The sequence below is a fragment of the Gillisia xinjiangensis genome, assembly GCF_046298265.1.
GTDB classification, from domain to species: domain Bacteria; phylum Bacteroidota; class Bacteroidia; order Flavobacteriales; family Flavobacteriaceae; genus Gillisia; species Gillisia xinjiangensis.
The window spans coordinates 376,829-399,547 of the sequence record NZ_JBKAHK010000003.1 but is presented as its reverse complement, the minus strand read 5'-3'; the positions used below and the strand labels follow the sequence as shown (position 1 = coordinate 399,547).

The following is a 22,719-nucleotide window of genomic DNA, read 5'->3' as shown; positions in this document are numbered from 1 at the left end:
ACTTCGTAAAAACTCAGTCGGGACGGGCTATCCGTTTCAATCCGTCTAAATTTTTAAAATTTAGACGGGATTTTCACTTCTATCCCTAACGCGGCTGCAAAGATACAGTTTAAAATTTATATCTTTGGGCAACACCCTAAATAAAGCAAAACCTATACCAAGAATGATAAAATTTGCCCTCATTAAAGAACGCAAAACCCCACCAGACAGAAGGGTGGTATTTTCCCCCGAAAAACTAAAAGAAGCAGTGAAACTATTACCTGAGGCAGTTTTTGAGGTGGAATCTTCTGATATTCGCGTGTTTACAGATGCCGAATATCTTGAGGCAGGATTCGAGGTTTCACAGGATGTTTCAAATTGTGATGTGTTGCTGGGGGTGAAGGAAGTGCCAATCCCGTCCTTAATTCCAAACAAGAAATATTTCTTCTTCTCCCATACCATCAAAAAACAGCCATATAACAAGGACTTGCTAAGTGCAATCTTAAAAAATAATATCGAACTCTACGATCACGAAGTCATTGTAAAGGAAAACGGTCACCGACTTATAGGTTTTGGCAGATATGCAGGTTTGGTAGGAGCATATAACGGTTTTAGGGCAATGGGATTAAGAGATGGTTTATTCGACCTTCCGAAAGCAGAAAATTTGGCAGATCTTAAATCCATGTTGGCAGAACTGGATAAAATCAGCATTCCGCCCATTAAAATTTTGCTCACCGGAAGCGGAAAAGTAGCGCATGGCGCAAAGGAAATTTTGGATCATTTGAAGATCAAAAAAGTGGATGTGTCTGCTTATTTAAATCAGGAATTTAAAGAACCTGTTTATTGCCTTATTGACGTACTGGATTATAACAAGCGTTTGGATGGAACAAAAGGAAGCAACAAGGAATTCTATATTCATCCGGAAAAATACACCTCCAATTTCATGCGATTTGCAGGCGTGAGCGATATGTTTATCGCCGGGCATTTTTACGGAGATGGCGCACCGGTATTTTTTACCCGGGAACAGACCAATTCTCCCGATTTTAAAATAAAGCTGATAGCAGATATTTCCTGCGATATCAATGGCCCAATTGCCAGTACAATCCGTCCTTCAACAATTGCATATCCGTTTTATGGGTATAATCCCAAAACAGGATCGGAAGTGGATTTTCGGCAGGAAGGCGCAATTACCGTGATGGCGGTAGACAATTTGCCGTGTGAGCTTCCCAAAGATGCCAGTGAAGGTTTTGGAGAAATGTTCCTGAAACACGTAATCCCTGCATTTTTTAATGATGATAAAGACGGAATATTGAGCCGTGCAAAAATGACGGAAAACGGAAAACTCACACCACGATTTCAGTATTTACAGGATTTTGTAGATGACAATCCTAAAATCGATGAATATGTTTAAATTAATTGCTTCTGCATTATTTACAGTGATATTCAGCTTTTCCCTGAATGCTCAAATTGAGTTGATGTCCTACAATATAAAATATGCCAATGAGAACGATGGTGAAAACAGTTGGTCCTTGCGAAAAGATCATCTTGGCAGTCAGATAAAATTTTATCAACCCGACATTTTTGGCGTTCAGGAAGCGGTATTAGAGCAGCTTGAATTCTTTGAAGATATCCTGCCGGCATACAGCTATGTTGGAGTTGGCAGGGATGACGGGAAAACCAAAGGAGAATTTAGTGCTGTCTTTTACGATAGCAATAGGTTTGAGGTACTCAAAGAGAATACCTTCTGGCTTTCAGAAACACCTGAAAGAGTTTCTGTGGGTTGGGATGCAGCTATGGAAAGGGTATGCACTTACGCGTTATTTGAAGATAGGGAAAGCGGCGAAAAATTCTGGGTTTTCAATTCCCATTTCGACCATATAGGTGAAAAGGCGAGGGAAGAAAGCGCCAGGTTGATTTGGAAAATGATTCAGCAATTAAATTCAGAAGATCTACCCGTTGTTTTAATGGGAGACTTTAACCTGGAGCCCAATGCACCCGGAATCAAATTTCTTTCTGAAAAACTAAACGATTCCAAAACTATTGCTGAACTTGATTTTGGTCCGGAAGGAACTTTTAATGGATATAACTTTAAAGAACCTGTCACCCGCCGAATCGACTATATTTTGACCAGTAAAGGCGATATTGAGGTTAAAAAATATGCGGTTTTAAGCGATTCAAAAGACCTCAAATACCCTTCAGATCATTTACCGGTTTTTGTCCTACTTCAGATTGAATAATTAAAATATTTTCTTTTTTCTGAAAAAAAATCAGATGGGTAGGGTGAAAATAGATGTTAAACCTCACAGTCTCGAAGATCTGTGAGGTTTAACAGAATTTTGATGTCGTTCTCAATATTTTAAAGTTATTTTTAATTCTTCAAAAAAATACAATGTTTAGTAAAAATAGGATTAACGGATTTGGGATGAATTTCCCTCATTTCTTTCTGATAAAGATCTTTTTTGTTTTTATTTTCGTTATTCCTCCTGCTTATGGCCAGGTGGTCACCAAAAATGATAGTATCCCTGAGGTTTTAGTGCAACAAGGGGAACTGCTTTCCGTTTTTTTGGATTGCAGCAGGTGCGATAATTCTTTTATACGTCAGGAAATAAATTATGTAAATTTTGCCCGTGATCCACAATTGGCCCAAATACATCTTTTTATAACAGACAATTCCACCGGCAGCGGAGGAAGACTATTTACTTTATCTTTTATAGGTAAAAAAGAATTTGAAGGAACCGAAAACACCCTTTCCTATACATCTTCTCAATTAAACACACAGCAGGAAGAAAGGAGAGGGCTAACTGCTATGATAGAGCTGGGATTGATCCCTTTTATAGCTCAAACCTCCCTTGCTGACTATATCAATATAGAAGTTTTAAACCGGCCTGTGCAGGAGGTAGAAATAGAAGACCCCTGGAATAATTGGATATTTGAAGTATACGGAGGGCTATCATTTAAAGAAGAAACCAGTCAAAGTTCTCTGGATATTAGATACGGTATTTATGCCGATTATGTAACAGAAGTATGGCGTATTAGGCTGCGCCCATATTTTAATTATAATCAACGGGATTACGTTCGTAATGAGGAAGAGATAAGGAGTGTTATAAACAGGGATGGATTCCAGGGCAGGGTGGTGCGAAGTATAAGTGATCACTGGTCTCTAGGAGTATTTACAAATATCAATATTAATACATTCGAAAATATTAAATTTGAATATAGGGTAGCTCCGGCTATAGAGTATAGTTTACTGCCCTATAAAATGGCCTTGCGGAAAGAATATACGATTGCTTATAGCATAGGATACCTGGATCGCAAGTATATTGAAGAAACCATTTTTAATAAAATGGAAGAATCTTTATATAATCAGTCCCTTGAACTTGGGGTTCGGGTGCTGGAGCCGTGGGGATCTGTGAGAGCAGGTATTGAAGCTTCCCACTTTTTGCACGATTTGAGTAAATACAGAGTTTCTGTTAATGGCCGACTTTCATTGAGGGTTTTCAAAGGATTTTCGGTAGATTTTTCTTCCAGATATGATTATGTAAAGGATCAATTATCCCTGCCTAAAGTAGATGCCTCCCTGGAAGATGTATTACTGCAGCAAAGACAATTGGCTACAACTTATGGTATCTCTTTATCTCTGGGTCTTAGTTACAGTTTTGGGTCTGTTTTTAATAATGTTGTAAATACAAGGCTGTAAATCTTGCAAATTAAACCTCACAGTCTTAAAGGCCTGTGAGGTTTTTATTTTGGTGAAAGTTAGGTTTGAATCTGCTACTTTACGATCCATAAAGGCACATCCATATCCTGATTAAAAAGCTCTTCGGTAACGCTTCCTACAAGTAAGGAAGAGAACACATTATGACCTTTGTCGCCCACAATAATGAGATCTACTTTGGAAGTTTCAGCTTTGATTCGTAGCTTTTCTGCAACCCCGCTTTCTCTTCCCGGAATAATTTCTGTAGATAAGTCACTTTTGTATCCAATCTTTTTAATGAATTTGTCACATTTTTCCTTTAAATGATTTTCTATCTTCAGGTCGAGATTTTCTTTTGGAATATAAGGAGAGAATTGTACGGGCACATTGTAAACGTGAACCGCTTTTACCTTAGCCCCTGTATTTCTCTGTAAATTTTCAGCTACTTCAAAAACCTTTTTGGAAGCACTTGAAAAATCTGTTCCAGCCCAAATATTGGTAATAACCGGTTTCGCATCTTTAGGAATAGATAGAAGACTGCATTTAAGCATGCGCAGTAATTTTCCGCTAACAACTCCGGTACCATTTATCTTATTTTTATTTCCGATTAAAGCGAGTTGAATATCATATTTGTTGACAATATAATTGATGAGGGATTCAGAATAAGGATCTTCGGAAATAAGGACCTCCCATTTTGCTGAAGATGTGAATTTTTCTTCCACCTTATCATTTAACTCATCCCCAATTATTTCATCAAGGTTAAGGTCTTTTAACTGCTCATCAAATAATTCTGAGATCTCATATTTTTTAATATTATGTACAAAGTACACTTTTTTGACCTGAAGCGTTTCCGCGATAAATGATGCATACTCAATTAATGTGCTATCGATTTCTGAAAGGTCTAAGGCAACCAGGATATTTTTTATTTCAGTCATTATAAGATTATTTAAGGTTGTTTTTGCTGATTAACATTTCGTTTTTTAACGATGGAAGCAATTACTTCCTCGTAATTTTCAAGTTCTTTTTGGGATTCCCGCTTTTTTAGTTTTTGCAGGTCTTCATTTAAACCTTTATAAAGTGAAAGGCACATGATTATTAAAATCAAGGCAAAGGGCAATCCTGTTACTATAGTTGCTGTTTGAAGTGCCTGCAATCCGCCACCTATTAAAAGAACCGCAGCAATACCACCTTCGGCAAAGGCCCAAAAGATTCTTTGGCCTACAGGAGCATCTATTTTCCCCCCGGAGGTTAAGTTGTCTACTACCAGAGATCCGGAATCTGAAGAGGTAACAAAGAATCCTGCAATTAAAATTATAGCAATAATGTTTAGAATAAATGCGAAAGGATAATCTTCAAGAAAAACAAACAGGGCAGTGGCTACATTATCATTCACAGCATTTATAATAGTATCGTCTCCAAGAAGCGCCTGGTGTATCGCTGAGCTTCCAAAAGCTGAGATCCAGAAAAAAGTTACAATAGAAGGGACTAATAAAACACCCAAAATAAATTCACGTACGGTACGTCCTTTAGAGATACGGGCAATAAACATCCCTACAAACGGTGACCAGGCAATCCACCATCCCCAATAAAAAACGGTCCAGGCATTTTGCCAATTGGAACCGGTGTAGCTTTCTGTCCAGGTTGCAACTTCAAGAAAACCGGATAAATAATTCCCTGTATTTTGAACGAAGGATTTAAAAATAAAGATTGTGGGTCCTAATACCAGTACAATAAGAAGAAATAAAACCGCTATCCTCATATTCCATTCACTCAAAACCCTTACCCCTTTATCTACTCCCAAAACCACCGAAACAGTGGCAATTAAGGTTATGCCTCCAATTAGCATAATTTGAGTTTGTACACCACTATCTATTCCGAAGAGGTGATTTAGACCTGCTGCAATTTGTTGAACGCCCAGTCCTAAAGAAGTGGCAAGACCAAATAAAGTGGCGAGTACAGCAAAGATGTCTATGGCATCTCCAATTTTTCCATAAATTTTATCTCCCAAAAACGGATAAAAAATCGATCTTATTGTAAGTGGAAGTCCCCGGGAATAAGTGAAATACGCCAGGGATAATCCTACCAATGCATAAACGGCCCAGGCGTGAAAACCCCAGTGTAAAAAGGTAAACCTCATAGCTTCCTTGGCTGCTTCGGCAGTTCCGCCTTCGGCCATCGGTGGACTCAAAAAATGATAAATCGGTTCGGAAATACTCCAAAACAATAATCCAATTCCCATTCCAGCACTAAAGAGCATCGCAAACCAGGAAATAGTTTTAAATTCAGGTTTCGCGCCTTGTCCTCCAATTCTTAATTGTCCAAATTTGCTGAAAGCCAGATAAATCATAAAAATCAGAAAAATATTTACGCTTAAAATGAAAAACCATCCCGCCTTATTTGCGACAAAATCCTGGGTTGCTGTAAAATATTCTTCTGCCCCGCTTTTAAACATCAGGGTTAATGTTATTATTATGATGACAGTAATAGCTGATGTGAAAAACACGGGGCCATTTACCTGCAATCCAAAAATGGATTTTTTCTCATCACTTCTTATAATCTTCTTAGCCATAAAACTTGTTGTTTATTGTTGTGATTTTAATTCTTTGAGGGTTTTAAAAACCTCTGTATTATATATAAATTCTAAAAATAATAGCCAATATTTATATTAAACCTTGCTTCCCATTTGGCATCCGGATTTCCTTTGGAGAAATCGTCCACAAAATTCCCGCCTAACCAGGAATGATTGTATCCTGCGGCATAATCAATATATGTATATACACTTCCCGCCGAGACTAAAACTCCGGTAACATTCATATAGGAATCTGTAAATCCGGGTGCTTTTTTCTGCATAAAAGCAAAATCATTATAAAACTGCAAATTTGAAACAGGCCCCCAGGTTACCGGAACATTTCTGGAGATCGCCAAAGAATACATATTAAAATCGGCAGCAACTTCATATGGAGCTCCATAAGCAGCCATCTTAACAACATCTGTAGATTCTCCTTCGGCATTCTCCGGGTTATGGGAGGCGCTAATAAATTGTGCTTTTCCATTCCATTTCCCTTTGGTTATCTCATAATGAGCGGCAAAAGCAGCGTGATCTCCCATTTCTTCGGTATCCAGATTATACAGGCCGCCATATTGCAGGGAAACACCCAACCTGTTTGCAGACGCTTCTCCAAATTTATAAATAAATTTTCCATTGAATTGATTTACTTCTTTGTTCCTTCCTGTGATATCATAAGAATATCGGTTAGGAGAAGTTTCGGTATTGTTGCCAAACCTTAATTCTTCCGCATTTTTGAAGAATGCCAGTTGATATTCAAATTTTTCTCCTGAATGCATATATTTCACACCCATATCATGGTCGTCTTCCATTCCCATGTAATATGTAAGATTGAAAAACCAGTTGTGGGAGTTGTATTGCTGAATTCCAAAAGGAACCTGGGTTAAACCAATATGGATTTGATCCAGTTCATTGAAATTGTAACCTAACCATCCCTGCTTCAGGAATCCACCACCAAAACCTTCAGAATATAATCTGTATTCTACATTCAGAAATATTCCTTTATAAGCAGCTTCGGCATTCATACGGAACATGTCGTATCCAAAATCTCCACCGCGATTTTTCTGACCTTCTTTCCAGGAAGATAAGTTATAGTTGAAACGTAAAGCTCCGCCAATTTTGAGTTCCGGTTTTTCCTGAGCCATCAAAGGAAATGCGAGCAGTAAAGCCAAAACTGCAAGACAAGCAGTTTTAGAGATTTGTAATTGAGTAATTTTTTCGAACATATAGTGATTTAAATTAAACAAGGGTTTATTTATTAATAAAAAATAAAATTTCAGAAATTTAACAAATGATGTTCTAACAGAATTTTCGATTTTCTCAAAGAAATCATGTGACACAAGAATAATATATAATAAAAGCAACAAACAGGGGGCTTGGGCCTTTGAAGGAAACCAACAAATTATATCGGAATCCTGGGTTATTAAGACCCTGTGAGATTCGAGTTAAAATGAATTAACCGTCTTCCTGATTGCAGTCAAATGAATTAGTAATTTTTCCAGATATTTCAAATCCAGCATATTTGCGGCATCACTTTTTGCCACCCCCAAATCATAATGTGTCTCTATGAACAATCCATCCACATTGTTCACGATTCCCGCTCTGGCAATTGTTTCTATCATATCCGGTCTTCCGCCTGTTACCCCGCTGCTTTGGTTGGGTTGCTGAAGGGAATGCGTAACGTCAAGGACAACAGGAGCATATTCCCGCATCGTAGGAATTCCGCGAAAATCCACGATCATATCCTGGTACCCGAACATCGTGCCGCGATCTGTGATCATTACCTGTTCATTATGACTATCGGTTACTTTGGCCACGGCGTGTTTCATGCTTTCAGGACTCATAAACTGCCCTTTCTTAAGGTTTACCACTTTTCCGGTATTTGCTGCTGCTACAACAAGATCGGTTTGGCGCACCAGGAAGGCCGGGATTTGCAGGATATCCACATATTCGGCTGCCATAGCTGCGTCACTTACCTCATGAATATCTGTAACGGTTGGGATTTTAAAGGTTTCCGAAACTTTCCGAAGAATTTTTAAGGCTTTTTCATCCCCAATCCCGCTAAAACTGTCAATCCGGCTTCGGTTTGCCTTTTTAAAGGAACCTTTAAAAACATAAGGGATTTGCAGTTTATCGGTGATTTCCAGAACTTTTTCAGCAATTCTCAGCGCCATTTCTTCGCCTTCAATGGCGCAGGGACCTGCTAAAAGGAAGAAGTTATTGGAATTGATATGTTGAATTTGTGGGATTTTTTCGATTTTCATAGGTTGTCGTTGATGTGCGCAAAGATAAAGGAATTCAATATGTAAAGACATTCAAAAATACGGGAATTCAAGTAGAAAATAAAAAACCGTTTTAAATTTTAAAAAATAAATTAATTGTATCTTAAATCACCAGCTAACTTAAAACACCATAATATTATGAGAATTCAAGAGTTATTAGTGCCCGAATTACAACATGAAGTAATGCTTACCGAGAAATTTTTAAAGAGAATCCCTGAAGATAAATTGGGTTGGAAACCTCACAATAAATCCATGAGCCTTTTAGAGCTTGGGAATCATTTAGCAGAAATCCCTGGTTGGATCACAGGAGCTATGGAGATGGAAGAGATGAATATGGATAGTTATGAATCACCAAAGTTAAAATCGGTTGAAGAGTTAATAGCGACTTTAAAGAAAAATGCTTCGGAAGCCCAAGAATCCTTGAAAAAAGAAGATTCCGAATATCAAAAGAACTGGAAAATGATCGTGGGCGGAGAAACGGTAATGGACATGCCACGGATTGAAGTTTTGCGAACCATGGTTTTAAATCAATTACCACATCATAGAGCACAAATGGGTGTTTATTTTAGATTGTTGGATATTCCTGTGCCTTCTACCTACGGGCCTTCTGCAGATGAAAATTAAAACAGAAGACATTTTACCTGTTTAATGCAAAATCCATTTCGGAGGCGGGTTAAAATATTTTTGCTTCCCATTATTTTTTATCTATGATATTATTATATAATGAGGGAAATTAATAGCATCAATAGACCTTCTAAATTTCATTGTTTCCTTGTAATCTTCTGGTACTAACAGAACTGAAACTGTATTTTACATGGTTTGTAAATCTATTTTTTGGTGATGTAAAAATGGCAGTTGAATAAAATTTTTTATAATTATTTCCATAATAGAGAAAAATCAATCTGAAAATGGTTTTGTTGGTTAGTTGAGCAATTTAAAAGATTATTTCCCCGACACTATTTTGTAACATCTTCATTGTTAGTTGTGTACGTATTTTTGATGTAAATCAAGAATATTTAAGAAGTATGGTATTTTCGAGAAAAATAGGAGTACCTTTGCAGCCTTAAAAATGAGGCGTTTATTATGAAAGCTACTAAAAATATCGCGATTATCGCACACGTTGACCACGGTAAAACTACCCTGGTTGATAAAATCATGTACCACTGTCAACTTTTTCGTGACAACGAAAATACGGGCGATCTAATTCTGGATAATAATGATCTTGAAAGAGAACGTGGTATTACAATTACTTCTAAAAACGTTTCTGTAGTATACAAAGACACAAAAATTAATATTATTGATACTCCTGGTCACGCCGATTTTGGTGGAGAAGTAGAGCGGGTGTTAAATATGGCAGATGGTGTTCTTCTATTAGTTGATGCTTTTGAAGGGCCAATGCCACAAACACGTTTCGTGCTTCAGAAAGCGATCGATCTTGGGTTGAAGCCTTGTGTAGTTATCAATAAAGTAGATAAAGAAAACTGTACTCCTGAAGAAGTTCATGAGAAAGTTTTCGATTTGATGTTTGAATTAGGGGCTGAAGAATGGCAACTTGATTTTCCAACCGTTTACGGTTCAGCTAAAAATAACTGGATGAGTGACGATTGGAGAAATCAAACAGAGAATATTGAACCATTATTAGATATGGTTTTGGAACATATTGAATCTCCAAAAATTGAAGAAGGAACCACTCAAATGTTGATCACTTCCTTAGACTTTTCATCTTTTACAGGACGAATTGCTATTGGGAGATTACAAAGAGGTATTTTGAAAGAAGGAATGCAGGTTTCATTGGTGAAACGTGATGGAAGTATCAGGAAAACCAGAATTAAGGAACTTCACACCTTTGAAGGATTAGGAAGAAGAAAGATAGAAGAAGTTGAAGCGGGAGATATTTGTGCGATCGTTGGTTTGGAAGGTTTCGAAATTGGAGATACTGTTGCCGATCTTGAAAATCCTGAAGGATTAAAAACTATCGCTATAGATGAGCCTACTATGAGTATGCTTTTCACAATTAACGATTCTCCATTCTTTGGCCAGGACGGAAAATTTGTAACATCCAGACATATTAGAGAGCGTTTGGCTAAGGAACTGGAAAAGAACCTTGCATTAAAAGTTGAACCTACAGACAGTGCTGATAAATTTATGGTATTTGGTCGTGGGGTACTTCACTTATCTGTTCTTATTGAAACAATGAGAAGAGAAGGATACGAACTTCAAATTGGTCAGCCACAGGTTATCATCAAGGAAATAGATGGTGTTAAGTGTGAGCCGGTTGAAGAGATGACGATCGATCTTCCGGAAACTGTTTCAGGAAAAGCTGTTGAAATGGTTTCAATTAGAAAAGGAGAGATGACAAGTATGGAAGCTAAAGGTGACCGTATGACTATTCAATTCATGATCCCATCTCGTGGAATTATAGGATTAAGAAATAACTTGCTTACAGCAACTGCAGGTGAGGCTATTATGTCACACCGTTTTAAGGAATACCAGCCGTTAAAAGGAGGGATTCCGGAACGCCAGAATGGATCTTTAGTTTCTATGGAAAGAGGAAAAGCGATTCCTTATTCTATCGATAAATTACAGGATAGAGGAAAGTTCTTTGTGGATCCGGGTGAAGATATTTACGAAGGTCAGGTTATTGGTGAAAACTCACGTCAGGATGATATGGCCGTGAATATTACCAAGACAAAGAAAATGTCGAACGTACGTTCTTCTGGGGCAGATGATAAAGCGAAAATTGTTCCGGCAATAAAATTCTCTTTGGAAGAAGCTTTAGAATATATTCAGAAAGATGAGTATGTAGAGGTAACTCCAAAACATATTCGTTTGCGTAAGATCTATCTTACCGAAAATGAACGTAAGAGAAATAAAATAAATTAATACTTAAAAGCATTTATATAAAAATCCCGGACTTTAAGTTCCGGGATTTTTTGTTTTATAGAATGTTATTTTCAATGTTGTTTTACCGGTGAAAGATAAAAATTGCCCGGGATTCTAAAATTCTCTGGGCTTCTTCAAATAGTTATCCTGAAAAGAAAGAAAGGACTTATAGCGATTTCTGCACTACTTCAAAAACCCGCTCACCGTCACATTTTAATGTTTTGGAAGGATATTTCAGTAACAATGCATAATCATGCGTAGCCATTAAAATTGTATTTCCGTTTTTGCTTATTTCCTGAAGTACTTCCATGACCTCTACAGAAGTTTGTGGATCGAGATTTCCCGTAGGTTCATCGGCAAGGATCAATTCGGGATCGTTCAGCAACGCCCTGGCAATTGCAATTCTTTGCTGTTCTCCACCCGAAAGCTGATAGGGGAATTTGAAGCCTTTGGTTTTCATCCCCACTTTGTCCAGGACATCATCTATGCGTTTATCTATAGATTGCTTTTCCTTCCATCCCGTTGCCTTTAATACAAAGGCTAGATTCTCACGAACATTCCGGTCGTTTAAAAGTTTGAAATCCTGAAAAACCACTCCAAGTTTCCTTCGCAGGAATGGAATATCTTTCTCTTTCAAGGTCCGCAAATTGTAATCTACAATAGTTCCTTCGCCTTCGGTTAAGGGAAGATCCCCGTAAAGGGTTTTCATAAAACTACTTTTTCCGGTTCCGGTCTTTCCTATTAAATAAACAAAATCTCCTTTGTAGATGGTGACATCAACTTCAGATAAAATAAGGCTTTCCCGCTGGTAGATCGCAGCATTTTTTAATTCCAGAACAATTTCAGACATAGGGTGTGGGGTTTCGGTTTTAAAAGGATAAAATTATGGGTAAATATACAGTTTTCATAAAGTGCGTTGCTACTTTTTTCTACATTAACATAATTATCACGTTGAATTTGCGTTATGAAATGAGTGTTTAAGTATCTTTGATTGATCAACCTAAAAATTATTTAATGACACAGAATAAAGCCCCACTATTTGTTGTTTTTTTTCTTGCTATAACGTCTCTTTTTGCCCAACAATCGGCAATTTACACCAACAGTCTGGTTAAATTTAACCGTGCGCTGGAGCTCTACAACAATCAGCAATATCTGGCTGCACAAACTCTTTTTGGTGATGTGAAAGATGAGACCAATGATGAGAAAATCGAATCAGATTGCGCGTATTACATCGCAAATGCTGCGGTTAGATTGGGTCAACCCGGAGCAGATGACCTGATGCAGAATTTTGTAGAGCGCTATCCTACCAGTACCAAAAGAAATTCAGCTTTTGTAGATGTAGCCGATTATTATTTCCAAACCGGAAAATATTCCCGGGCCAGACAATGGTATGACCGGGTTGATGAAAAAGCGATGAGCCGTGCTGAGCGCGAACGTTTTTACTTCAATAACGGGTATGCCTATTTTACATCCAAACAATTTGAGGAAGCTCAAACCTATTTTAACAGGGTTAGGGATTCCAGGGAATATGGTGCGCAGGCAAAATATTATCTTGGATACATGGCCTATGAAGGTGACGATTATGAGGAAGCCAACGTGTTATTTGAAGAAGTAAAAGGAAATGACCGCTATTCTGAAAATCTTTCCTATTTCCAGAGCGATATGAATTTTAAGCTCGGAAATTTTGAAAAAGCGATTCAGTTAGGCCTGGAACAACTTCCGAAGGCCAACAGAAATGAGATATCCCAGCTTAATAAAATAATAGGGGAGAGTTATTTCAATTTAGAGCAATATGAAAATGCGATTCCTTATTTAAAGGAATATAAAGGGCTTCGTGGAAAATGGACCAATACAGATTATTATCAATTGGGATATGCCTATTACAAACAAGGGGACTTCCAAAGTGCTATTTCTGAATTCAATAAAATAATAGACGGGAACAATGCAATTGCCCAAAATGCCTATTATCATTTAGCGCAGTCCTATCTTAATTTAGACCAGAAACAACAGGCTTTAAACGCGTTTAAAAATGCAAGTGAAATGGATTTTGATGCCAAGATCCAGGAGGATGCGTTTTTGAATTATGCCAAACTTAGTTATGAAATTGGGAACAGTTATACCAGTCCGTCCCGTGTTTTGCTTTCATATCTTGAAAAATATCCGCAATCTCCTGTCAGGGATGAGATGGAAACCTTGCTGATAGATTCTTTTATCACTTCTAAAAATTACGAGGAAGCTATGAACCTGTTGGAAAATAACAGGAATTTCAGCGATAAGGTGGCTTATCAAAAAGTGGCTTATTATTATGGTCTTGAGCTTTACACCGAAGGGAAATACGCAGAAGCAAGCAAAAATTTTGATAAATCCCTAACCGAACGCCGGGATCCCGTGATCACCGCAAAAGCAACATTCTGGAAAGCTGAAAGCGATTTCAATGTAAACCGGATGAAAGAGGCTTTAATAGGATACAGGGAATTTGCAGGAATGAGTGCTGCCCGGGGAACGTCAGAAATGGAAAACCTGGATTACAATATTGCATATTCTTATTTCAAGCAAAAAGAATATGACAGGGCCATCGAATATTTTAACCGATTTGCCGGAAATGCAGATAAGGATAAAGCCAGAAGGAATGATGCTTACACGCGACTGGGAGATACTTATTTTGTGACCAGTAAATATTGGCCAGCTATGGAAGCCTATGATAAGGCTATTCAAATGAATCTTGGAAATACCGATTATGCCGCGTACCAAAAGGCCATCAGTTATGGTTTTGTAGACAGAAATGACAGCAAAATTCAGGACCTGAGCGGATTTATCAACAAATATCCGCGCTCCTCCTATCGTGATGATGCCTTATATGAACTTGGGAATACCTACCTGGCCATGGAAAATACCACCAAGGCCCTGGAAACCTATAACAGGTTGATACGCGATGTACCCGGAAGCGCTTTCGTTCCTGCAGCCATGCTTAAACAAGGTTTGGTACATTACAATGCGAACCAATCTGACAAAGCTTTGGAACGATTTAAAAAAGTAGTTGCCGATTTTCCTAATTCTCCCGAATCTATGCAGGCTGTTTCTACCGCAAGGCTGGTTTATATAGATATGGGAAGAACAGATGAGTATGCTGCCTGGGTTAAAAATGTGGATTTCGTAGAGGTTACCGATGCCGATCTTGACAATACTTCTTTTGAAGCTGCAGAAAAACAATATTTAAACAACAATACAGCTGCAGCTAAAACCGGATTTGAAAAATATCTTAAGAGTTTTCCTAAAGGATTAAATGCGCTAAAAAGCAATTTCTATTTGGGACAGATCTATTTTAGGGAAGACCAAAAAGATAAGGCCGTTAGTAACTACAGATTTGTGGTGGAGAAACCCAGAAATGAATTTTCAGAACAGGCACTAGCAAGATTATCTCAAATTTATCTTGAAAAAAGAAATTATAAAGATGCCATTCCATTGCTGAAAAGATTGGAAAATGAAGCAGATTTTGCACAAAATGTTATTTACGCACAGTCTAATTTGATGAAGTCTTATTATGAGCTGAAAGATTATAACCAATCTGTGACCTATGCTGAAAAAGTTTTAGCCGATAAAAGCATTGAAAACAACGTACGAAGCGATGCCCAAATCATCATCGCCCGCTCTGCATTTGAAACCGGAAATGAAAGCCGTGCTAAAACTGCCTATGCCGAAGTATTAAAAATTGCCACCGGAGAAATGGCTGCAGAGGCGCTTTATTATGATGCGTATTTTAAAAATAAGGCCGGCAACTTTAAAGCTTCCAATGAGTCTGTTCAAAAACTGGCGAAGGATTATTCCGGATATAAATTTTACGGAGCAAAAGGCCTTGTTCTAATGGCCAAGAATTTCTACGCTTTAAAAGATGCTTATCAGGCAACCTATATTCTGGATAATGTGATCAAGAATTTTACGGAATTCCCCGATGTAGTTCAGGAAGCTAAAACCGAATTGAACAAGATCAAAGCCATGGAAGCTAAAACTAATGCTTCCGTAGAGACCAAAAACTAATATTTTTCAAACCAATTTTTAAGAACATCTATATGCAAATTCTTTCATACAAAAGAAGTCTGTTTTTAATTTCATTTTTACTTACATCAGCGGTGTTTGCCCAGGATAAACCTTTGGGCAGCGAAACGGTGATCGTGGTAAAACCTTACACCCCTTCGGTAAGTGATGCGTTCAAAATAAAAGAAACCCCAAAATTAGGCGATTCTGTAAGTCTGGAGAAAAAACCTGTTAAATACAGTATCTTCTCGGTTCCGGTAGCTTCCACTTTTACACCTTCCAAAGGGCAGGCAACAAAGGTAGAGCGCGAAAAGAGAGTGAAACTTTTCAATAATTATGTGACTTTGGGCTTTGGAACCTATTCCAATATCCTTGCAGAATTTTACAGCAATCTTGAAGTGAACAGAAGTGATAACTTCGGAATTTTCCTTACTCACAATTCATCTCAGGGTGGAATAGAGGAAGTGAAGCTGGATGATAGTTTCTATAATACAGAACTGAATTTGAATTATAATTCCAGAAACCGAAAAAGCTCCTGGAAGACAGAACTCGGATTGCAACATCAGTTATTCAATTGGTATGGGCTTCCTGAAGGAATGAATTATTCCAATGAATTTTTGAATAGCATAGAACCTACCCAAAACTATTATTCGGCATTGGTGGGAGGAGAGCTCGAACTTTATGATTCATTTTTGGAAAAAGCAAAGGCCAACTACCGTTATTTTGGAGATTCCTATAATTCAATGGAACATAACTTTAAGGCAGACGCTAATTTTGAGGTCAATATTGCAGATGAACTCATCAACACAGAAATTTATGCAGATGTCCTTAATGGACAATTCAACAGAAGCTTTAATGCTTCGGAAGAAATAAATTATACCCAGATGAATTTTGGGATCACACCCAGTTTAGTGATCTTAAGAGATGATCTTACATTAAATCTTGGAGCTTCCTTTGTATATGGGCTGGATGCAGAAAACTCTGACAATAACTTTTATATCTATCCACAAGTAAGTGCCAGTTACAGGTTGGCCGGAGATTATTTTATACCGTATACCGGTTTGGAAGGTGGGTTAACACAGAATACCTACTATAACTTCGCCCAGGAAAACCCTTATGTTTCTCCTACTTTGGAAATGCTTCCAACAGATAAACCATTTGATGCATATCTTGGGGCCAAGGGAAAGCTTACCAACAGTATGGCCTATAATTTTAGAGGAAGTTATATGTCTGAAATCAATAAAGCGCTTTATCAAAACAATTTAACCAGTGATCTAAATCCTGAGGATTATAGCTATGGAAATTCCTTCGGTGTTGTTTATGATGATGTTAAAACAGCTTCATTTTTTGGGGAGATCAATGTAGATGTTAAACGGAATTTTAGATTGGGATTAAATGCAACTGTTTTTAGTTATAGTTCACAATTTGAAGAAGAAGCCTGGAATTTGCCAAACTTTAAAGCTTCCATTCTTGCAGATTATCAGATCACTGAAAAATGGTTTGCCGGTGCTAATTTGTTTTTCACCGGAGAACGTAAGGATAGGAGACCGTTTTTAACGGGTCTTGATGGCCTAAGTTCACAAACAATAACCTTAGACAGTTTTGTAGATCTTAATGCTAATTTGGGTTATAGGTTCAATGAACAACTTTCAATCTTTGCCCGGGGTAATAATTTATTGGGAGAGAGTTATCAGCGCTGGTCAAATTTTCCCGTGCAGGGAATTCAGGTAATGGCAGGTGCAACCTATAAATTCGATTTTTAAGCATTTTTTTCATTTTTAAAGTAGAAGGCTGTTCTTAATAAGACAGCCTTCTGCTTTTAATCCCACCAGTGATTTTAAATTCCAGATGTTTACCCGTCGCGTTCCAGTAAGTTTTCTGCAAAATTAAGATATTTCTTGCTTTGAAATTTCTCTTGAGTTTTTCCTGAGATAAGGTCCTGTAAACTAATAGACTAAAAATGTTCCTTCTATGAAAAAGAACTGTGTTCTTTGCAATACTGAAAGTTAGGAAGGATCTATTTTTAGGAATCATTTAATTAACTTAATATTGCTGCTTAAATTTTTCATTATAATTTTGAAACCAATTTAAGCTTTCTAGATGGCAAAATATAATCGTAGTGACCGCTCACGTCCGTATCTCAATGTCCTGGATTTTATGGTTCAGGAAAAAACATTCCTGGCAATAGTTATAGGTGGTTTGGTACTGGCTGGAATATTTACAGGAAATACCCAGGCAGCGATGTGGTTGGGATTCTTATTTGCAGCTTACGCAACAGTTGCCAATGATAGTATCCAGTCCCTGGGGACTTTTATTGAAAGCAATAAAGCGCGTCCGTGGTGGATCATGTGGCTGTTTATTGGAGGTGTGTTTGTGCTGGTTGTTACCTATAGCTATATACAATATGATGGGGATGTTACCTATCAAAGGCTTCTCAAACCCGATGGAACTACACCCTATCCTCATCCTGTTAATTTCAGTTTTTTTCAGATAATAGCGCCGCTAGTTCTGCTTATACTGACCAGGTTAAGAATGCCGGTTTCAACAACCTTTCTTATTTTAAGTGTTTTTAGTGCCGATACTTCCGGGATAACTTCAGTAGTATGGAAATCCTGGACTGGTTATATTTTAGCCTTTATCCTGTCTTTTCTGGTGTGGTATCTTTCCTATAATACCATTAAAAAGTATTTTAAAAGCCGTAAATATCATAAAGCCTGGCCGGTAATTCAGTGGATTGTAAGCGGAACACTGTGGGGAGTTTGGGTGATGCAGGATGGAGCAAATATCGCTGTGTTTTTACCAAGACAATTGGATATTTTTCAATTTATAATATTTGCCTCAACAATTTTTGCCGGATTAGGAGTGTTATTTTACTTAAGGGGCGATAAGATTCAAAGCGTTGTTAGTGAAAAAGTACGAATTTCAGATGTTCGTGCAGCAACCCTTGTAGATTTAACCTATGTGATCTTGCTAATTTATAAACTCTTTATTAGTACGGTTCCTATGAGTACAACCTGGGTTTTCTTAGGGATTATTGGTGGTAGGGAAATTGCGATCAGCCTTTCCAGAAATAAAAAAGGTAAGAAACATCGCAAAAAAGCCGGAAGAATGATCTTTAAAGATTTCTCCTATGCAATGATAGGTTTAGCAGTTTCAATTGCGCTTGCAGCCGGAGCGAATAAAAGTATTAGGGACGCCATTTGGGAGGCTGTTACAGGGATATTATAGAAAGATTTCATTAAATATTAAAAATGTGCTCCAGTTGTGGGGCACATTTTTTATTTTTAGCAAAAAAATAGTAAGATGTTTAAAAATATACTAGGAGCTTTTTTACTTATTGGCTTATTTTCAGCCTGTAATTCCAATAAAAAACCAGCGGCAGATCTTTTGGTTTTCAATGCGGAAGTTTATACCGTAGATGATGATTTTACTTCCACAGAAGCTTTTGTGATTAAAGACGGTAAATTTCTGGAAACAGGTACGGCCGAATATTTAAAGGATAAATACGATTTTAAAGAAAAGCTGGATGCAGGTGGAAAGACCATTATTCCCGGGATTATTGATGCGCATGCTCATTTTTACCGACTTGGGTTACAACAGCAAAAAGTTGATTTAACAGGAACCAAAAGCTTTAGGGAAGTAGTACAACGCATTGTGGATTTTCAGGAAGCCAGAAATGTTGATTTTATAACAGGACGTGGTTGGGATCAGAATGACTGGGAAGTAAAGGAATTTCCTAATAAAGATACTTTAGACCTGCTTTTTCCGGATATTCCTATCGCCATTACACGTATAGACGGACACGCCCTTTTGGCCAATCAGGCCGCTCTGGATCTTGCCGGTATCACAGTAAACACTCCGGCAGATGGTGGTGCTATTGAAATTAAAAACGGCGAATTAACAGGAATCCTTATCGATAACCCAATGGATTTGGTTGCCAAAGCACAGGAGGAACCTTCTTTGGAGGAGCAAACCACTGCTTTACTTGAAGCCCAGAAAATCAGTTTTAGTTTCGGACTAACAACAGTAGTTGATGCTGGAATAGATAAAAATACCATCCAGTTAATGGATAGTTTGCAAAAGGAGGGAAGCCTGAAGATCAGGATTTATGCAATGATTAGCAATACCCCCGAAAATTTAGATTTCTATCTGGATAAAGATCCGATTAAAACAGAACGTTTGAATGTGCGTTCGGTCAAGTTTTATGGAGATGGCGCATTAGGTTCCCGCGGAGCTGCATTAAAAGAACCATATTCAGATAAAGCCGGGCATTACGGAGCCTTACTTTCTCCAATAAAAGATTTTAAGGAAACCGCAAAAAGGGTTGCGAATTCTAAATTTCAGCTAAATACACATGCTATAGGAGATTCTGCAAACAGCGTGGTTTTAAAAACTTATGATGAACTTTTATCTGCTTCAGAAGACAGACGGTGGAGAGTGGAACATGCTCAGGTTGTTGATGAAGCAGAGTTTAAGTATTTCAGTAAAAATATAATCCCATCGGTTCAGCCTACGCACGCAACCAGCGATATGTATTGGGCGGAAGACAGATTGGGAGCAAAACGTATCGAAGGAGCTTATGCCTTCAAGAAATTATTGGATCAGGCTGGTATCATAGCCCTGGGAACAGATTTTCCGGTAGAAGAGGTGAGTCCGTTTTATACTTTTTATGCTGCGGTTGCCAGAAAAGATCTTGAAAATTATCCTGAAGGAGGTTACAAAATGGAGCAGGCATTGTCACGCGAGGAAACCTTAAAAGGAATGACAATATGGGCGGCTTACAGCAATTTTGAGGAAGATGAAAAAGGAAGTATCGAACCGGGAAAATTCGCCGACTTTATCATACTTGAAAAGAATATCATGACAGTTCCGGAAGATGAAATCCCTAACATTAAAGTTTCACAAACCTATGTGAACGGGGAGCTGGTTTTTTAATTCCTATTGAGGGTTTAATTCCCCGAGGCTGCCTCGAATTTTTAAAAGTATTTTCCAATTCACACCTCGTGGGCTTGCTCCGAGGTTTTTGATTCATTCTAAATTTTAAAAGATGCCGTCTGAATGTTTTTTTAATCGTCATTCTGAATTTATTTCAGAATCTCAGATGATGATAACTAAAAAATAAGTTAGAAGCTGATACCAGTTCAGCTTGACGAAATTATACTTTTAGAAACCCTCTTTTTTATCTCCCTCCATTGGCCTGCAGATCACGAATACAAAGATCTTCAAGTTGGGGTATTTCATTATGATCGGTCATATCTAAAATCCCGCTTCCAAAAGAAACATTTGCCAACATCAGGCAGTCATCCACATTACAATGAGCTGCGCTTTCGTTATCCTGATGATTTACCTGCATTGGTGAGCCAACGTCTACCAAACCAAAAAGATGACCAAACTCGTGATTTACAACAGTGCTTTCCACCATGCTTTTATCTGGAGCATTTGTCCTGCTTGCGATGGCACGAAGGGTTTTTCCATAGATTACCATTGAAGTATTCCTGTATGCAGATCCTAAGATCACCTTAGTATTGTTGTCATCTTCATGACTTCCATCGGCGAAATAGATGTAGACGGTAATTTCATCTCCTGCATTAAAAAGCAGGCGTTCGTCTGCCTCAATTTCTACAATTTCGTCGATGTTAAAAGGAGCTTTTCCGGAAGTTGCAACAGCTCTGGTTGTAATGGAAACTCCATCTGGCTTGAAAGTTCTTTCCTTTAAAAAATCGATGAGATTATCCAGGGTTATTTGGGATGGCTCAAATCCGGGAACATACACCATTTCAATACGGATGGATGTAAATTTTTCGTCGCTAAGAAGTTCGTTGGCCGAGGCTCCAAGAGTCTTTAAATTTGCGCTTTTGTCGATTCCGGAATTTCTTTCATCAAAAGAAGAATCATCTTTAGAACATCCAAGGAATACTAAAACAAGAAGGCAAATGGACAGGGTTTTTTGAAAGTTCATCAATGAGGGTTTTACCAAGGTCTAAAACTAATAAATTTTACTTTAATGATGATTATGTTGTGAATTTTAGAATCTAATTTGGAGATAATTCTGCCAGATAATCGTAATGTTCTCCTTTTTTCAACATTTTACAGGTAAAGCCGTTTTTTGCAGCTGCCAGTTCAAGGGTGTCAAAATCAAGATATAACCAGTTAAATTCTGTTGAGGTTTCTCCTTTGTAACTTATGCTGAATTGCAACTCACCATAATAAGGAGCTTCCAAATCAATCCAAATTCCTCCATCTTCATCTTTATCGAAAAGATAACTGAGATCTGAAGAATCGATCAAAACCTTTCCGCCTTTATTTAAAAGCTTTTTAGTTTGCTGAAAAAAGTCATCCAGATTGCTAAGTTTACCAATAATTCCGGTACCATTCATCAACAACAAAATAGTGTCGAATTTTTCATCCTTCAACTGGAAGTAATCAATATTCCTCACATCTTTAATCCCCCGTAATTCACATATTTCAACAGCTCCTTTTGAAGTGTCTATGGCGGTTACATTCAAATTTCTTTCCTTTTGAAGGTAGTGCGAATGGCTTCCTGCACCGCAGCCGGCGTCCAGCACCTTTCCGGTACAGTTTTTCAGGGCTTCCTTTTCCAAAGGAGGCATTTCCTTAAAACTTCGGAAAAGATAAGGTACAGGGATTTCATCATCATCAAAATCGGGGGAATGGACGATTATCGGGGTTTCGTCTTTTCGATGGTAAAATTCCGTGATCGCTTTCCCGAACACATCAATATCTTCCTTGTGGCTGTCCTGCTTCTTCATATATTTGCACTATGGAAGAAATCTTGAAAAATCTCCCTGAAAAGGCCAAAGATAAGCATAAGGAAAATAAAAAATTCTTCGCGAAACTGCATAAAAAGCCGCCGAAACATTTAGATACCCAAATGATGGATTTCCACGAAGAAGAGTTTGCCAGAACCAATTGTTTGGAATGTGCAAATTGTTGTAAAACCACGGGGCCGCTTTTTACCAACAAGGATATTGAAAGGATCTCCAAATATTTTAAATTAAAACCTGTTCAGTTTATTGAAACCTACCTTCGGGTGGATGAAGATAATGATTTTGTGTTGCAAAGCGTTCCCTGTACGTTCCTTGGAGTCGATAATTATTGTTCCATCTATAAGGTACGCCCTAAAGCCTGCCGCGAATACCCGCATACAGATCGTAAAGACTTTCATAAAATCTCCAAATTAACAATAGAAAACACTTTTATATGTCCGGCAGCTTTAAATATTGTTGAGGCTATGAAAAAGCGGATAAAGGTTTAGACAAGCC

17 protein-coding genes are annotated in these 22,719 nt (G+C 37.8%); 10 read left to right on the top strand and 7 right to left on the bottom strand.

Annotated features, from left to right (window positions below):
• The first annotated feature begins 163 nt into the window (after window positions 1–163).
• From ACKGJN_RS06815 to ACKGJN_RS06805, 3 genes are all read left to right on the top strand, one after another.
• Window positions 164–1,390: an NAD(P)-dependent oxidoreductase gene (locus ACKGJN_RS06815; protein WP_409538857.1), complete on the top strand. Its 1,227-nt coding sequence runs from the start codon at window positions 164–166 to the stop codon at window positions 1,388–1,390.
• Window positions 1,383–2,216, top strand: coding sequence for an endonuclease/exonuclease/phosphatase family protein (locus tag ACKGJN_RS06810; protein ID WP_409538702.1), 834 nt, complete (start codon window positions 1,383–1,385; stop codon window positions 2,214–2,216). Before ACKGJN_RS06815 ends, ACKGJN_RS06810 begins: the two co-directional genes overlap by 8 nt.
• A 152-nt stretch (window positions 2,217–2,368) precedes the next feature.
• Window positions 2,369–3,676 (top strand): hypothetical protein, encoded by a 1,308-nt coding sequence (locus ACKGJN_RS06805; RefSeq protein WP_409538701.1) that lies wholly within the window; start codon window positions 2,369–2,371, stop codon window positions 3,674–3,676.
• A gap of 74 nt (window positions 3,677–3,750) precedes the next feature.
• On the opposite strand, the gene ACKGJN_RS06800 is transcribed toward ACKGJN_RS06805, so the two are convergent.
• From ACKGJN_RS06800 to kdsA, 4 genes are all read right to left on the bottom strand, one after another.
• Window positions 3,751–4,608 (bottom strand): universal stress protein, encoded by an 858-nt coding sequence (locus ACKGJN_RS06800; protein ID WP_409538700.1) that lies wholly within the window; start codon window positions 4,606–4,608, stop codon window positions 3,751–3,753.
• Window positions 4,609–4,619: 11 nt separating this feature from the next.
• On the bottom strand, window positions 4,620–6,242 hold the full coding sequence (locus ACKGJN_RS06795) for a BCCT family transporter (protein WP_409538699.1): 1,623 nt from the start codon (window positions 6,240–6,242) through the stop codon (window positions 4,620–4,622).
• A gap of 71 nt (window positions 6,243–6,313) precedes the next feature.
• Window positions 6,314–7,465 carry a hypothetical protein gene (locus ACKGJN_RS06790; protein WP_409538698.1) on the bottom strand — a complete coding sequence of 384 codons (1,152 nt, stop codon included), beginning with the start codon at window positions 7,463–7,465 and terminating at the stop codon, window positions 6,314–6,316.
• 219 nt (window positions 7,466–7,684) lie between these two features.
• Entirely contained in the window at window positions 7,685–8,503 is an 819-nt protein-coding gene (kdsA, locus tag ACKGJN_RS06785; protein WP_409538697.1) for a 3-deoxy-8-phosphooctulonate synthase, read from the bottom strand.
• A gap of 156 nt (window positions 8,504–8,659) precedes the next feature.
• Between kdsA and ACKGJN_RS06780 the strand changes: the two genes are divergently transcribed.
• Window positions 8,660–9,145, top strand: coding sequence for a DinB family protein (locus ACKGJN_RS06780; protein WP_409538696.1), 486 nt, complete (start codon window positions 8,660–8,662; stop codon window positions 9,143–9,145).
• 459 nt (window positions 9,146–9,604) lie between these two features.
• A complete protein-coding gene (gene typA / locus ACKGJN_RS06775; protein WP_409538695.1) occupies window positions 9,605–11,404 on the top strand; it encodes a translational GTPase TypA in 1,800 nt (599 codons plus the stop codon).
• Window positions 11,405–11,570: 166 nt separating this feature from the next.
• Here the strand turns inward: typA and ACKGJN_RS06770 are convergent, their stop codons facing one another.
• A complete protein-coding gene (locus tag ACKGJN_RS06770) occupies window positions 11,571–12,254 on the bottom strand; it encodes a cell division ATP-binding protein FtsE (RefSeq protein ID WP_409538694.1) in 684 nt (227 codons plus the stop codon).
• A 164-nt stretch (window positions 12,255–12,418) separates the two neighbouring features.
• Here ACKGJN_RS06770 and ACKGJN_RS06765 point away from each other — a divergent pair, with 164 nt between their 5' ends.
• The 4 genes from ACKGJN_RS06765 to ACKGJN_RS06750 all read left to right on the top strand — a co-directional run bounded on the left by ACKGJN_RS06765 (window position 12,419) and on the right by ACKGJN_RS06750 (window position 20,371).
• Window positions 12,419–15,439 carry a tetratricopeptide repeat protein gene (locus tag ACKGJN_RS06765; RefSeq protein WP_409538693.1) on the top strand — a complete coding sequence of 1,007 codons (3,021 nt, stop codon included), beginning with the start codon at window positions 12,419–12,421 and terminating at the stop codon, window positions 15,437–15,439.
• A gap of 32 nt (window positions 15,440–15,471) precedes the next feature.
• Window positions 15,472–17,199: a TonB-dependent receptor gene (locus tag ACKGJN_RS06760; RefSeq protein WP_409538692.1), complete on the top strand. Its 1,728-nt coding sequence runs from the start codon at window positions 15,472–15,474 to the stop codon at window positions 17,197–17,199.
• A 337-nt stretch (window positions 17,200–17,536) separates the two neighbouring features.
• Complete coding sequence (locus ACKGJN_RS06755) at window positions 17,537–18,664, top strand: hypothetical protein (protein ID WP_409538691.1); 1,128 nt, start codon at window positions 17,537–17,539, stop codon at window positions 18,662–18,664.
• Between the two features lie 75 nt (window positions 18,665–18,739).
• Entirely contained in the window at window positions 18,740–20,371 is a 1,632-nt protein-coding gene (locus ACKGJN_RS06750) for an amidohydrolase (protein WP_409538690.1), read from the top strand.
• 244 nt (window positions 20,372–20,615) lie between these two features.
• On the opposite strand, the gene ACKGJN_RS06745 is transcribed toward ACKGJN_RS06750, so the two are convergent.
• Both ACKGJN_RS06745 and ACKGJN_RS06740 read right to left on the bottom strand, forming a co-directional pair.
• Window positions 20,616–21,395: a hypothetical protein gene (locus ACKGJN_RS06745; protein WP_409538688.1), complete on the bottom strand. Its 780-nt coding sequence runs from the start codon at window positions 21,393–21,395 to the stop codon at window positions 20,616–20,618.
• Between the two features lie 73 nt (window positions 21,396–21,468).
• Window positions 21,469–22,206 carry a class I SAM-dependent methyltransferase gene (locus ACKGJN_RS06740; protein ID WP_409538687.1) on the bottom strand — a complete coding sequence of 246 codons (738 nt, stop codon included), beginning with the start codon at window positions 22,204–22,206 and terminating at the stop codon, window positions 21,469–21,471.
• 11 nt (window positions 22,207–22,217) lie between these two features.
• Between ACKGJN_RS06740 and ACKGJN_RS06735 the strand changes: the two genes are divergently transcribed.
• Window positions 22,218–22,712, top strand: a complete 495-nt coding sequence (locus tag ACKGJN_RS06735) for a YkgJ family cysteine cluster protein (RefSeq protein ID WP_409538686.1) — start codon at window positions 22,218–22,220, stop codon at window positions 22,710–22,712.
• The last annotated feature ends 7 nt before the right edge of the window (window positions 22,713–22,719 follow it).